12 protein-coding genes are annotated in these 13,637 nt (G+C 68.6%); all 12 read right to left on the bottom strand.

Annotation, left to right across the window (positions count from 1 at the left end; translation table 11 throughout):
- Positions 1 to 123: 123 nt before the first annotated feature.
- A complete protein-coding gene (gene metK / locus AC6I9V_RS16500) occupies positions 124 to 1,359 on the bottom strand; it encodes a methionine adenosyltransferase (RefSeq protein ID WP_497900179.1) in 1,236 nt (411 codons plus the stop codon).
- A 79-nt stretch (positions 1,360 to 1,438) separates the two neighbouring features.
- A complete protein-coding gene (locus AC6I9V_RS16495; protein WP_349413677.1) occupies positions 1,439 to 2,749 on the bottom strand; it encodes a bifunctional phosphopantothenoylcysteine decarboxylase/phosphopantothenate synthase in 1,311 nt (436 codons plus the stop codon).
- A gap of 26 nt (positions 2,750 to 2,775) precedes the next feature.
- A complete protein-coding gene (rpoZ, locus tag AC6I9V_RS16490) occupies positions 2,776 to 3,039 on the bottom strand; it encodes a DNA-directed RNA polymerase subunit omega (RefSeq protein ID WP_138769242.1) in 264 nt (87 codons plus the stop codon).
- A 39-nt stretch (positions 3,040 to 3,078) separates the two neighbouring features.
- A complete protein-coding gene (gene gmk, locus AC6I9V_RS16485; protein ID WP_138769241.1) occupies positions 3,079 to 3,651 on the bottom strand; it encodes a guanylate kinase in 573 nt (190 codons plus the stop codon).
- 39 nt (positions 3,652 to 3,690) lie between these two features.
- Complete coding sequence (mihF, locus tag AC6I9V_RS16480; protein ID WP_349413678.1) at positions 3,691 to 4,008, bottom strand: integration host factor, actinobacterial type; 318 nt, start codon at positions 4,006 to 4,008, stop codon at positions 3,691 to 3,693.
- 538 nt (positions 4,009 to 4,546) lie between these two features.
- Complete coding sequence (pyrF, locus tag AC6I9V_RS16475; protein ID WP_497900178.1) at positions 4,547 to 5,425, bottom strand: orotidine-5'-phosphate decarboxylase; 879 nt, start codon at positions 5,423 to 5,425, stop codon at positions 4,547 to 4,549.
- Positions 5,418 to 8,744, bottom strand: a complete 3,327-nt coding sequence (gene carB, locus AC6I9V_RS16470) for a carbamoyl-phosphate synthase large subunit (RefSeq protein WP_349413680.1) — start codon at positions 8,742 to 8,744, stop codon at positions 5,418 to 5,420. The genes pyrF and carB overlap by 8 nt, the downstream gene beginning before the upstream one ends.
- Positions 8,744 to 9,970, bottom strand: a complete 1,227-nt coding sequence (gene carA / locus AC6I9V_RS16465) for a glutamine-hydrolyzing carbamoyl-phosphate synthase small subunit (protein ID WP_497900177.1) — start codon at positions 9,968 to 9,970, stop codon at positions 8,744 to 8,746. Before carA ends, carB begins: the two co-directional genes overlap by 1 nt.
- A gap of 55 nt (positions 9,971 to 10,025) precedes the next feature.
- Positions 10,026 to 10,544 carry a PH-like domain-containing protein gene (locus AC6I9V_RS16460; RefSeq protein ID WP_349413682.1) on the bottom strand — a complete coding sequence of 173 codons (519 nt, stop codon included), beginning with the start codon at positions 10,542 to 10,544 and terminating at the stop codon, positions 10,026 to 10,028.
- Positions 10,544 to 11,923, bottom strand: coding sequence for a dihydroorotase (locus AC6I9V_RS16455; protein ID WP_349413683.1), 1,380 nt, complete (start codon positions 11,921 to 11,923; stop codon positions 10,544 to 10,546). Before AC6I9V_RS16455 ends, AC6I9V_RS16460 begins: the two co-directional genes overlap by 1 nt.
- Complete coding sequence (locus AC6I9V_RS16450; RefSeq protein WP_349413684.1) at positions 11,923 to 12,930, bottom strand: aspartate carbamoyltransferase catalytic subunit; 1,008 nt, start codon at positions 12,928 to 12,930, stop codon at positions 11,923 to 11,925. Before AC6I9V_RS16450 ends, AC6I9V_RS16455 begins: the two co-directional genes overlap by 1 nt.
- Positions 12,927 to 13,526: a bifunctional pyr operon transcriptional regulator/uracil phosphoribosyltransferase PyrR gene (pyrR, locus tag AC6I9V_RS16445; RefSeq protein ID WP_349413685.1), complete on the bottom strand. Its 600-nt coding sequence runs from the start codon at positions 13,524 to 13,526 to the stop codon at positions 12,927 to 12,929. The genes AC6I9V_RS16450 and pyrR overlap by 4 nt, the downstream gene beginning before the upstream one ends.
- Between the last annotated feature and the right edge of the window lie 111 nt (positions 13,527 to 13,637).

Below are 13,637 nucleotides of genomic sequence, written 5' to 3'. Positions count from 1 at the left end.
ATGAACATTAAGAAAAGTAGCCAGGCCGCCGTTCGGCGGCCTGGCTACAGCACATCACAGGGCTGTGACATTCAGAAAACAGGCAGGGTCCGTCAACACGCTGGAAAAGAGCGCTGACGGGCCTTACGCGTTGAAGTAGGCCTTCAGCTCGTCGACGCGGCCCAGGCGTTCCCAGGTGAAGTCGGGCTCGTCGCGGCCGAAGTGGCCGTGGGCGGCCGTCTTGGCGTAGATCGGCCGCTTCAGGTCGAGCGCGTCGATGATGGCGCGCGGGCGCAGGTCGAAGATCTCCGCGATGGCAGCGCTGATCCTGGCCGGATCCACGGTTTCGGTCCCGAAGGTCTCCACGTACGTGCCGACGGGGCGGGCCTGGCCGATGGCGTAGGCGATCTGAATTTCGGCGCGCTTCGCGAGTCCCGCGGCCACAACGTTCTTGGCTACCCAGCGCATGGCGTACGCGGCCGAGCGGTCCACCTTCGACGGGTCCTTGCCGGAGAAAGCGCCGCCGCCGTGCCGGGCCATGCCGCCATAGGTGTCGACGATGATTTTGCGGCCGGTCAGGCCGGCGTCGCCCACCGGGCCGCCGATCACGAAGGCGCCGGCCGGGTTGAGGATGTTGTGCGAGCGGGAGGTGTCCAGGTTGGACAGCGCCATGACCGGGTTGACCACGTGTTCGGCGAGGTCGGCCCGGAGCTGGTCGAGGCTGGCGCCTTCGGCGTGTTGGCTGGAAATGACGACCGTTTCGACCGAGACCGGGCGGTCGCCGTCGTAGCCCACGGTGACCTGGGTCTTGCCGTCGGGGCGCAGGTACTCCAGCAGGCCGGACTTGCGGACCTCGGTGAGGCGCTCGGACAGCCGGTGCGCGAGCCAGATCGGGACCGGCATGTAGGAGGGGGTTTCGTCGCTGGCATACCCGAACATGAGGCCCTGGTCGCCGGCGCCCTGGAGGTCGTAGTCGTCCTCCTGGCGGCCTTCGCGCGCTTCGAGGGAGTTGAACACACCTCCGGCGATGTCGTTGGACTGCTGGCCGATGGAGACGGAGACGCCGCAGCGGGCGCCGTCGAAGCCGTTCGCGGAGGAGTCGTAGCCGATCCCGAGGATGGTCTCGCGGACGATCTGCGGGATCTCCACGTAGGCGTCCGTGGTGACTTCGCCGGCGACGTGGACCAGGCCGGTGGTCGCCAGGGTTTCCACGGCAACGCGGGACTCGGGGTCCTTGGTCAGCAGGGCGTCGAGGATCGCATCGCTGATCTGGTCACAGATCTTGTCGGGGTGTCCCTCGGTCACCGACTCGGACGTGAAGAGCCGGAGCGAAGCGGGCGTGGATCCGTGGAAGTCTGGGATGTGCAGCGGTAAAGTCACTCAACTACCTTACTGGTTGGGAAACGGACGTCCGGCGGCGTGTGTCCCCCTGCTAAGGAGACGTTGCTTACGCCAGCGCTCAAGCGGGCGGGACAACCCGGCTCAGCTCGGCGCTGATGCGGTCAATCACGGCAGCCGCGACGTCGGATTTGGAACCCGACGCCTCTTGGGGTTCGGAGCCGGTGCGCGAAAGGATGACTACGGCGTTGGTGTCCTCGCCGAACACCTTGTCCTGCCCCACGTGGTTGACCACCAGCAGGTCGCAGGCCTTGCGGCGCAGCTTGGCGGCGGCGTATTCCAGCACGTCCCCGTCGGCGTCGCCGGTCTCCGCCGCGAAGCCCACAATCAGCTGGTTCCGGGAGGCGGCGTCGCGGACTTCGACCAGCTCGCGGAGGATGTCCGGGTTGCGGACCAGGGAAATTACCGGGTCCGCGGTGTCGTCGCGCTTCTTGATTTTGGTTCCGGAGACGTCCGCGGGGCGGAAGTCCGCGACCGCGGCGGCCATGATGACGACGTCGGAGTCCGCGGCTGCGTGGAGAACTGCCTCGCGCAGTTCCAGCGCGGTCTCGACCTTGACGACATCGACGCCGGCGGGGGCCGGGACGTCCATATGCGCCGCGAGCAGCCGGACCCGGGCGCCGGCTTCCCGGGCCGCGACGGCGAGGGCCACGCCCTGCTTGCCGGAGGACCGGTTGCCGAGGAAGCGGACCGGGTCGAGGGGTTCGCGGGTGCCGCCGGCGCTGATCGTCACGGTGAATCCGGCCAGCGGCCGGCCAGCCGAAGGTGCGGCTGTCAGGTCCGACGTCGCCAGGTCCGACGTCGCCAGGTCCGACGTCGTCAGGTCAGGTGCATTGGGCACCCCGGGGGCGCCGGCCAGCGCCAGCGCGGCGGCGAAGATCGCCTCCGGTTCGGGCAGCCTGCCGGGGCCGGAATCCGCTCCGGTCAGCCGGCCGGTGGCGGGCTCCAGCACGGTGATGCCCCGCCTGCGGAGGGTTTCGACGTTGGCCTGGGTTGCCGGGTGGCGCCACATTTCCGTGTGCATGGCCGGGGCCATCAGGACCGGACCGCCCGCCATCAGCAGGGTGTTGGTGAGCAGGTCGTTGGCCTGGCCGGTGGCGGCACGGGCCAGGAGGTCCGCGGTGGCCGGGGCGACGACGATCAGCTCCGCCTCGTGGCCGAGCCTGACGTGGTTGACGGTGTGCACCTCGTCGAAGACGCTGTTGCTGACCGGATGCCCGGACAGGGCCTCCCAGGTGGCCACGCCGACGAACCGGGTGGCGGCCTCGGTGGGGATGACGGTGACGTCATGGCCGGCTTCAGTAAAAAGCCGGAGGAGCGACGCCACCTTGTAGGCGGCAATCCCTCCCCCGACTCCGAGGACTATGCGCACGTGACCTCCGTCAGGCAGCAGCGTGGTTACTCTGCTGCGGCTTCGATCGGCGTGGAAACGAGCTTGCCTTCGTTGATTTCGCGCAGGGCGATGGAAAGCGACTTTTCGTTCAGCTTGGTGTCAACCAGCGGGCCGACGTACTCGAACAGGCCCTCGTGCAGCTGGGCGTAGTAGGCGTTGATCTGCCGGGCGCGCTTGGCACCGAAAATCACCAGTCCGTACTTCGAATCGGCAGCCTTCAGCAGCTCGTCGATCGGCGGGTTGATGATGCCTTCAAGGTTCGTGGACACGAATTCTCCAAATTCTAACGGGCCAATCCGACCCTGCGGTTAATGCGGGTGCGGCGTTAGCCCCATGAGTGAAACAAGCTCATCCGCTGCCCGACGTACGTCATCATTGATGACCGTGTGATCGAACTCCGGTTCAGCGGCTAGTTCTACTTTACCGGTTTCCAGCCGTCGCTGCTGTTCTTCGGCGGATTCAGTGCCGCGCCCCACCAGGCGGCGGACCAATTCTTCCCAGCTGGGCGGGGCGAGGAAGACGAACTGCGCGTCCGGCACGGCCTTCTTCACCTGGCGTGCGCCCTGCAGGTCAATCTCCAGCAGCACCGAGCGGCCCTCGGCAATCGCCGCGTCGACCGTGCTCTTGAGGGTGCCGTAGGTGTTCTGCCCGTGCACCACGGCCCATTCCAGCAGTTCCCCCGCCGCGACGAGGGCGTCGAACTCTTCCTTGGACTTGAAATAGTAGTGCACCCCGTCGATCTCACCCGGCCGCGGCGGACGGGTGGTTGCCGACACTGAAAGCCAGACTTCGGGATAGTTGTCCCGGATGTAGGTGGACACGGTGCCTTTGCCGACGGCCGTCGGACCGGCGAGGACTGTCAGTCCGGGTTTCTTGCTCACGTATTCCTTTGGGCGGTGGTGGAAGCTCGGCGGGCCGGGCTATTTCTCGTCTATAAAATCTACCAGCGCGCGGCGCTGGTGGATTCCCAGGCCCCGCACCCGCCGGGACGCCGCAATGCCAAGCCGCTCCATGATCGCGGCGGCGCGCACCTGGCCGATGCCCGGCAGCGCTTCCAACAGCTCGACGACGCGCATCCGGGCGATCGCCTCGTCCGTCTCGCCCGCGCTGAGCAGCTCCGCGATGGACAGCTCCCCCGCCTTCAGCCGCTCTTTCGCCGCCGCCCGCGCAGCCCGGGCCGCGGCGGCCTTGTGCAGGGCATCGGCACGCTCGTGCGGCGTGAGGGGTCGCAAGCTCACTGACGTCCTCCCTGCATTGTCGGACGGCCCAGGCAAACAGGCCGCCCGGGCGAACCGTCCAGCACCCGGCTGGGACCACGGACTTCTCCTGAACCTACCTTCTGGCACAGGCTGAAATCAATGGATGGTTGCCCCGGCCCGGGCGGGTCCGAAGCGATGGCCGGGCGCAGCACTCGGGCGGCGACCCGGCGGCGGCGCGACTGCGGCCATGCGGCTGCGGCCATTCGCCACAAACGGCCGGAAAGCCGCCGCCCATAGCGGCCACGTGAGTCAAATGGGGCTCCGCAACGCGGGGACGACGCCGGCGCTGCTGCGGTCATTCGTCAAGAATGGCCGGAAAGCGCAGCCAAAGCGGCCATCTGCGACTAATCAGCGCATCTAGGGCCGCGGACTTGCTCCGGCCGTGCCTAGCTGGACCGCAGGCGTCGCCCATTTGTCCCAGGTGGCCGCAATGCGTCGTCCATACCGGCCATCTTTGGCCAATCGGCCCGGCTAAACCCCAAGGCCCGCCCACGCGCCGCTGCGGCCAGGGTCCGGGCTACGCGGTGCGGAGTTCGTCGAGGGTGCGCTGCGCGGCGTCCCGCAGGTCCTGGATCCGCGGGCCGGCGGCAAGGATGTCCCGGCTGGAGGTGCCGAGCACCTGGCCGTAGGCACTCCCGAAGGTCCGGCGCAGGTCAGCCGCGGTGGCGCCCTGCGCGCCCAGGCCCGGGGCCAGGATCGGGCCGCGGACCGCGGCAAGGTCCAGGCCCAGATCCGTCAGGGCCGAACCGACGGTCGCACCGACGACGAGGCCGACGGAACCCAGGTCCCCGGCATCCTGGTCAACGCCGTACCGCTGGTTTTCCGCAGCCGCGGCCCGGACAATCCGCCGGGCCACGGAGTCCGTGCCGCCGACGTGCTGCACGGACGCGCCCTCGGGGTTGGAGGTCAGGGCCAGGACGAACACCCCGCGCCCGGCCTCGGCCGCGAGGTCCAGGGCGGGACGCAGGGACTCGAAGCCCAGGTACGGGCTCAGAGTCACCGAGTCCGCGGCCAGGGCGGAGCCGTCGCGCAGCCACGCGTCGGCGTAGGCGGCCATGGTGGAGCCGATGTCGCCGCGTTTGGCGTCGGCGATGCTGAGCACAGCGGCCTCCGCGGACGCCGCCAGGACCCGTTCCAGCACGGCCATGCCGGCCGAGCCGTGCCGCTCATAGAGCGCCACCTGCGGCTTCACCGCGGCGGCCAAGGAGCCGACGGCCTCGAGAACGGTGAGTGAGAAGCGCTCCAGCCCGGCGGCGTCGTCGTTCAGGCCCCAGCGCTGCAGCAGCGCCGGATGCGGGTCGATGCCCACGCAGAGCGGGCCGCGCTCCGCCATGGCCCGGCCCAGCCGGCAGCCGAAGGACTCCCGGCCGGCCGTGTCAGCGGCAGCCTCAGGCACCGGCCTTCGCTTCCTGCGCGACCCGTTCCTGCGAAGCAGCCAGGGCGGCGGCGTGCTCCTGCAGGCTCGTAACGGACCACTCGTAGGTCCGCATCGCCTCGATGGCCTGGACGGCGGCGTTGAACTCGGCCACCGTGGTGATGCACGGGATGCCGATCGAGGTGGCGGCCGCGCGGATTTCGTAGCCGTCGCCGCGGGCCTCGCCGCCGGACGGGGTGTTGAAGACCATATCGATCTCGCCGGCGACGATCAGGTCCGCGATGGTGCCCTCGCCCTCGGCGCTGGAACCCTCGGCGACCTTGCGGACCGTAGTGGCCTGCAGGCCGTTGCGGCGCAGCACGTCGGCGGTGCCGCCGGTGGACACGATCTCGAACCCGAGGTCCGAGAGGCGCTTGACGGCCATGATGACGGCGCGCTTGTCCCGGTTCGCGACCGAAACGAAGACCTTGCCCTCGGTGGGCAGCGCGTTGTTGGCCGCGGCCTGGCTCTTGGCGAAGGCGGTGTCGAAGTGCTTGTCGATGCCCATGACCTCGCCGGTGGAGCGCATTTCCGGGCCCAGCAGGGAGTCGACGACCTTGCCCTCGAGGGTGCGGAAGCGGCTGAACGGCAGCACCGCTTCCTTGACCGCCACCGGGGCGTCCAGCGGCAGCGTGGAGCCGTCCCCGGATTCCGGCAGCATCTTGTAGGCGGTGCGGAGTTGGTTGACGGTGACGCCGGTGCCGATCAGCGCCGCGGCCTTGGCCATCTGCACGCCGGTGGCCTTGGAGACGAACGGCACCGTGCGGGAGGCGCGCGGGTTGGCTTCGAGCACGTAGAGCACGTCGGAGGCCAGCGCGAACTGGATGTTGATCAGGCCGCGGACGCCGACGCCTTCAGCGATGGCCCGGGTGGCGGTCCGGACCCGGTCGATGACGTTGTTGCCCAGGGTGATGGGCGGCAGCACACAGGCGGAGTCACCGGAGTGGATGCCGGCTTCCTCGATGTGCTCCATGATGCCGCCAAGGTACAGGTCCTTGCCGTCGTAGAGGGCGTCGACGTCGATCTCGACGGCGTCTTCGAGGAAGCGGTCGATCAGGACCGGGTGGTCCGGGGTGATTTCGGTGGCGTTGGCGATGTACCGGGAGAGGTTGGCCTCGTCGTAGACGATCTCCATGCCGCGGCCGCCGAGGACGTAGGAGGGACGGACCAGGACCGGGTAGCCGATCTCGTCGGCGATCTTCTTGGCGTCCTCGAAGGAGACGGCGGTGCCGTTCTTCGGCGAGATCAGTCCGGCCTCGTCGAGCACCCGGGAGAAGGCGCCGCGGTGCTCGGCCAGGTCGATCGCCTCCGGGGAGGTGCCGAGGATCGGGACGCCCGCGTCGGCGAGCTGCTGGGCGAGTTTGAGCGGGGTCTGGCCGCCGAGCTGGACGAACACGCCCATCACGCCACCGGTGCGCTCCTCGGCCGCGATGACCTCGAGGACGTCCTCGAGGGTGAGCGGTTCGAAGTAGAGCCGGGTGGACACGTCGTAGTCGGTGGAGACGGTTTCCGGGTTGCAGTTGACCATCACGGTCTCGTAGCCGGCCTTGCGCAGCGCCATCGAGGCGTGCACGCAGGAGTAGTCGAACTCGATGCCCTGGCCGATCCGGTTCGGCCCGGAGCCGAGGATGATGATGGACGGTTTGGCGTGCAGCGCCACCTCGTCCTCCTCGTCGTACGAGGAGTAGTGGTAGGGGGTGTACGCGGCGAACTCGGCGGCGCAGGTGTCCACAGTCTTGTAGACCGGGCGGATGCCCAGGGCCTGCCGGACGCCGCGGACGACGGCCTCGGAGTTGTGCGTCAGGGCGCCGATCTGCGCGTCGGAGAAGCCGTGCCGCTTGGCGCGCTGCAGCATTTCCTGGGTCAGCGCGGTGGAGCGGCGGATCTCGTTGGAGATCTCGTTCAGCAGCTGGAGCTGGTCCAGGTACCAGGGGTCGATCTTGGTGGCCTCGAAGAGCTGCTCCACGGTGGCGCCGCCGAGCAGGGCGCGCTGGACCTGGTGCAGGCGTTCGGTGCTGGGGCGTTTGGCCTTTTCGATCAGTTCCGGGACTTCCCATTCCGGGACCGGGCCGAAGTCCAGCTGCGAGCCCTTCTGCTCCAGGGACCGGAGCGCCTTCTGCAGGGCCTCGGTGAAGTTCCGGCCCATCGCCATGGCCTCGCCCACCGACTTCATGGTGGTGGTCAGGGTGGAGTCGGCGGCCGGGAACTTCTCGAACGCGAAGCGCGGGACCTTGACGACGACGTAGTCCAGGGTCGGTTCGAAGGACGCCGGGGTCTTCTGCGTGATGTCGTTCGGGATCTCGTCCAGGGTGTAGCCGAGCGAGAGCTTGGTGGCGATCTTGGCGATCGCAAAGCCGGTGGCCTTGGAGGCCAGGGCCGAGGAGCGGGAGACGCGGGGGTTCATCTCGATCACCACAACGCGGCCGGTGTCGGGTTCGACGGCGAACTGGATGTTGCAGCCGCCGGTGTCGACGCCGACCTCGCGGATGACGGCGATCGAGATGTCGCGCAGGCGCTGGTATTCGCGGTCGGTCAGGGTCAGGGCGGGGGCGACGGTGATGGAGTCGCCGGTATGCACGCCCACCGGGTCGAAGTTCTCGATCGAGCAGACCACCACGACGTTGTCGTTCTTGTCCCGCATCATCTCGAGTTCGTATTCCTTCCAGCCGAGGATGCTCTCTTCGAGCAGCACCTCGGAGGTCGGGCTGTACTGCAGGCCCTGGCCGACGATCCGGCGCAGGTCCCCCTCGTTGTAGGCCAGGCCGGAGCCGAGGCCGCCCATGGTGAAGGAGGGCCGGACCACCATCGGGTAGCCCAGGTCTTCGGCCGCGGTGAGGGCCTCGTCCATGCTGTGGATGATGTGGCTGCGCGCGGATTCGGCGCCGCAGCGCTCGACGACGCCCTTGAACTTCTCGCGGTCCTCGCCGAGTTCGATCGCGGCGATGTTGGCGCCGATCAGCTCGACGTTGTACTTCTCCAGGACACCGTTCTTGTCCAGCGCGATCGCCGTGTTCAGGGCCGTCTGGCCGCCCAGGGTGGGCAGCAGGGCGTCGGGGCGTTCCTTGGCGATGATCTTCTCGACCACCTCGGGGGTGATCGGTTCGATGTAGGTGGCGTCGGCGAACTCCGGGTCGGTCATGATGGTGGCCGGGTTGGAGTTGACGAGGATGACGCGCAGGCCTTCCTCCTTGAGGACGCGCAGTGCCTGCGTGCCGGAATAGTCGAATTCGGCCGCCTGGCCGATCACGATCGGGCCGGAACCGATGACCAGGACGCTCTTAAGGTCAGTTCTCTTGGGCATTACTTCTTGTCCTCAGTCTTGGAGTCGGTGGAAGTCTTGGTGTCCGTGGCGGTGGCGGCGCCGGCCTGCTTGGTGTCCGCCATCAGCTCGATGAAGCGGTCGAAGAGGTAGGCGGCGTCGTGCGGGCCGGAAGCGGCTTCGGGGTGGTACTGGACCGAGAAGGCGGGAATGTCCAGGCAGGACAGACCCTCGACGACGTCGTCGTTAAGGCTCACGTGGCTGACCTCGACGCGGCCGAAGCGCTCTTCCGGGGCCTTGGTGGCGCCCTCGAGCGGGGCGTCGACGGCGAAGCCGTGGTTCTGCGAAGTGATTTCGACTTTGCCGGTGCGGCGGTCCATCACGGGCTGGTTGATGCCGCGGTGGCCGTAGCGGAGTTTGTAGGTGCCGAAGCCCAGCGCCCGGCCCAGGATCTGGTTGCCGAAGCAGATGCCGAAGTAGGGCAGCTTGGCGTCCAGTACTGAGCGGAGCAGGTTCACCTGGTTGTCGGCGGTGGCGGGGTCGCCGGGGCCGTTGGACATGAACACGCCGTCGGGTTTGACCGCCTGGACGTCCTCGAGCGTGGCGGTGGCCGGCAGGACGTGGACGCGGACGCCGCGTTCGGCGAAGCGGATCGGGGTCATGCGCTTGATGCCAAGGTCGATCGCGGCGATATTGAACCGCGGCTCCCCTTCCCAGCCCCAGTCGGCCGGTTCGACGGTGTATGCCTCGTCGACGCTGACTTCCTCGGCGAGCCGGGAGCCTTCCATCGGCGCACTCGCCAGCACGGTATCCACGAGTTCCTTGTCCGTGGCCGCGGCGGCGTCGCCGGAGAAGATCCCGGCGCGCATGGTCTTGTGTTCGCGCAGGTGCCGGGTGATGGCGCGGGTGTCGACGCCCTGGATACCGACGATGCCCTGCTCGACGAGTTCCTCGTCGAGGGAGCGTTCCGAGCGCCAGTTGGACGGCCGGCGGGCGGCGTCGCGGACGATGTAGCCGGCCACCCAGATGCGGCGGGATTCGGCGTCGTCGCGGTTCACACCGGTGTTGCCGATGTGCGGGGCGGTCTGCACCACAAGCTGGCGGGCGTAGGAGGGATCGGTGATGGTTTCCTGGTAGCCGGTCATGCCGGTCGCGAAGACTGCTTCGCCGAGCGCGGTGCCGGTGGCGCCGTAGCTGCGGCCGCGGAAGATCCGGCCGTCCTCAAGGACGAGCACGGCGGGGACGGCGGCTGCTGCGTTTTCTGTCATGTTTTCTTCTTCTATCACTGCTGTTTCTGACACTTCGTGGGTTTCCGTCACGTCGTTACTTTCCACTATCGGCATCTGCCTGAGGGGCTGCGGAGATCAAATCTTGGAGGGTGGCCAGGAGCAGGGCCTTGTCCTCGGCCCGGCGGGTGCGGAACCCGGTGTCGAGTTCCCGGGAGCCGAGCATCCAGCTGAGCACCAGCAGACCGTCCTTTTCGACGAACTTTCCGGCCATGCCGCTCTCCTGCCGGACGCCGCTGAGCCGCGCGGCCGGGATAAAGACGGGCCCGGCGCCGGAGCGTTCGAAGAGCACCCCTTCGGGGTGCACGCTGAGCACGGCGTTGGTGCGGATGCCCAGCTGGTGGACGGCGATCCTGTCGAGCCAGTCCCCGGCGGTGGTGGAGGCGACGTACTGGCCGTCGGCGCCCGCCAGCGGGCTGCCCAGCACGGCGGGAACCGCGGGGAGGGGTTCGACGTCGGCCTGGCGCCGCAGCCGGTTCCGCCAGCCGAGCCAGATCAGCGCCAGCGCGGCGGCGATCAGGACCAGGGTGAACAGCAGGGAGAGTTCCTTGACCATCAGGGGCGGCCCGCCGCCGCGGTGTCGGCGGTCTCTGTGCCGTCGGGGAGCCACCGGTACGGGCTGTTGAGTTCGCCGTTCAGCACGGTCGGATGTCCCTTGAAGAAGGTGGCCACCACCTTGCCCGGGAGTTCCCGGCCGGCAAACGGAGAGTTACGGCCCATGGTTGCCATCTTAGAAGGGTCCACGGTCCAGCGCGCAGCCGGGTCCACGAGTGTGACGTTGGCGGGTTCGCCGGGCTCCAGCGGCCGGCCCTGGTCTGCGAGCCGGCCAATCGTGGCGGGAGCGGTGGAGGTCACGCGGGCGAAGTCGGCCCAGGTCATCAGGCCGGTCTCGATCATGGTGTGCTGCACCACCGACAGGGCGGTCTCCAGCCCGGTCATGCCCATCGCGGCCTGCGCCCATTCGCATTCCTTGTGTTCGCTCGGGTGCGGGGCGTGGTCGGTGCCAACGACGTCGATGGTGCCGTCCGCCAGTGCCGCGCGCAGGGCCTGGACATCCTGGTCGGTGCGCAGCGGCGGGTTGACCTTGTAGACCGGGTCGTAGCTGCGGACCAGTTCATCGGTCAGCCAGAGGTGGTGCGGGGTGACCTCGGCCGTGACATTGATGCCGCGGGATTTAGCCCAGCGCACAATTTCCACGGAACCCGCGGTGGACACGTGGCAGACGTGCAGCCGGGATCCGACGTGCTGGGCGAGCAGCACGTCGCGGGCGATGATGCTTTCCTCGGCGACGGCGGGCCAGCCGGTGAGGCCGAGCACCGCGGAGACCACCCCCTCGTTCATTTGCGCACCGGCGGTGAGCCGCGGTTCCTGCGCGTGCTGGGCGACGACGCCGTCGAACGCCTTGACGTATTCCAGGGCCCGGCGCATCAGGACCGGGTCGCTGACACAGATCCCGTCGTCGGAGAAGACCCGCACCTTAGCGCGGGAGTCGGCCATGGCGCCGAGTTCGGCGAGCTGCTCGCCGGCCAGGCCCACGGTGACGGCGCCGACCGGGTGGACGTCCACCCAGCCGGCGGCGCGGCCCAGGGTGAGGACCTGTTCGACGACGCCGGCGGTGTCCGCCACCGGGGTGCTGTTGGCCATCGCGTGCACCGCGGTGTAGCCGCCCAGCGCCGCGGCGCGGGTGCCGGTCTCGACCGTTTCGGCGTCTTCGCGGCCGGGTTCGCGCAGGTGCGTGTGGATGTCCACCATGCCCGGCAGGGCCACGAGGCCGGCGGCGTCAATGACGGTGGCGCCGTCGGCGGCGAGGTCCCGGCCGCGGGCGGCGATGACGCCGTCGCGGATCAGCAGGTCCTCGGCGGCCCCGCCGAGGATCGAGGCTCCCCGGATGAGGTAGGCGCCGGTGCTGCCTGCGTCCTGTTGCTGTGATGCCATCAGTGGCTCTCCTTGGAGTAGGCGGCGGTGGGGGTTGCTGGTTCGCGGGTGTCCCCGGAGAGCAGCAGGTAGAGGGCGGCCATCCGGACGGACACGCCGTTGCGCACCTGTGCCAGCACGGTGGAGCGGGGCGAGTCGGCGGCGGCCGAGGAAATTTCCAGCCCGCGGTTCATCGGGCCGGGGTGCATGATGATGGTGTCCTTCAGGCCCAGGCTGTCGAGCGCGCGGAGCCGGTTGTCGTCAAAGCCCCAACGCCGCGAGTATTCGCGGGTGGTCGGGAAGAACGAGGCGTTCATCCGCTCGCCCTGTACGCGGAGCATCATCATCGCGTCCACGCCCCCGGCGAGGGTCTCGTCAAGGTCGTAGCTGACGGTACACGGCCACTGCTCGACGCCGACCGGCAGCAGGGTGGGCGGGGCAACGAGCGTAACTTCGGCGCCGAGGGTGCGCAGCAGCCAGACGTTGGAACGGGCGACCCGGGAGTGCAGGACGTCCCCGGCGATCGCGACGCGCATGCCTGCCAGGTCGGCCCCGGCCGACGGGGTGCCCGCCAGTTTGGACCAGTGCCGGCGCATGGTGAACGCATCCAGCAGGGCTTGGGTGGGGTGTTCGTGGGTGCCGTCGCCGGCGTTGATCACGGCGGCGTCGATCCAGTCCGTCGCGGCCAGCCGGTGCGGGGCTCCGGAGGCCCAGTGCCGGATCACGACGGCGTCGGCCCCCATCGCGGCGAGCGTCTGGGCCGTGTCCTTGAGAGATTCGCCCTTCGAAACGGAGGAACCCTTGGCGGCGAAGTTGATGACGTCCGCCGAGAGCCGCTTGGCGGCCGCCTCGAAGGAGATGCGGGTGCGGGTGGAGTCCTCGAAAAACAGGTTCACCACGGTGCGGCCGCGCAGCGCCGGGAGCTTCTTGACCTCGCGCTCGCCCACCGCGGCCATCTCTTCGGCGGTGTCGAGGATGCGGATGGCGCTGGCGCGGCTGAGGCCTTCGGTGGAGAGCAGGTGCCTCATGCGGTCGCCTCGATGACAACTTCATTCACGGCGCCGCCGTCGGTGGAATCGGTTTCCTCGAGCCGGACGCGGACCTTTTCCGCGGAGGAGGTGGGGAGGTTTTTGCCGACGTGGTCGGCGCGGATCGGCAGCTCCCGGTGGCCGCGGTCGATCAGGACGGCGAGGCGGACGATCCGGGGCCGGCCGAGGTCGATGATGGCGTCCAGCGCGGCGCGGATGGTGCGCCCGGAGTACAGGACGTCATCGATCAGGACCACGACTTTGTTGTCGATCCCGGTGCGGGGCAGCTGGGTGGGGTACGGCGGCCTGGTCGGCTGGTGCGAGAGGTCGTCGCGGAACATGGTCACATCCAGCTGGCCGACGATCGCGGCAGGGTCCACGGTGGGGTCGGCGGCGGCGATTTTTGCGGCGAGCCGGACGGCGAGCGGGTAACCCCGCCGCGGGATGCCCAGCAGGACCAGGTCCTGGGAGCCCTTGTTGGACTCGAGAATCTCATGGGCGATACGAGTGAGTGCACGGTCAATGTCAGCCTGGTTGAGGACAACCCTGCTGAGCTGGACCTTGGCCGGAACCGGTGCTTCTGGAACAGAAGTCAACGCTCGTCTCCCCTTTCCCCGCCTCACGGGACGGAATTAAAAAAGGATCATTTGCTCTTTCAAATTACCACACAGGCAGCCGCCTCCCGGCGCCGGGAAGGGCGGTGTGCG

The sequence above is a fragment of the Arthrobacter sp. SlRoot2-15 genome, from assembly GCF_059739345.1.
The sequence above is the reverse complement of the archived record's forward strand: the minus strand, read 5'-3'. Positions and strand labels throughout refer to the sequence as shown.

What these genes read in the sequence shown, in the direction of transcription:
- carB (WP_349413680.1), bottom strand. Translation starts at nt 8,744, where the DNA reads ATGCCCAAGAGAACTGACCTTAAGAGCGTCCTGGTCATCGGTTCCGGC.
- AC6I9V_RS16455 (WP_349413683.1), bottom strand. Translation starts at nt 11,923, where the DNA reads ATGGCATCACAGCAACAGGACGCAGGCAGCACCGGCGCCTACCTCATC.
- AC6I9V_RS16450 (WP_349413684.1), bottom strand. Translation starts at nt 12,930, where the DNA reads ATGAGGCACCTGCTCTCCACCGAAGGCCTCAGCCGCGCCAGCGCCATC.
- carA (WP_497900177.1), bottom strand. Translation starts at nt 9,970, where the DNA reads ATGACAGAAAACGCAGCAGCCGCCGTCCCCGCCGTGCTCGTCCTTGAG.
- AC6I9V_RS16460 (WP_349413682.1), bottom strand. Translation starts at nt 10,544, where the DNA reads ATGGTCAAGGAACTCTCCCTGCTGTTCACCCTGGTCCTGATCGCCGCC.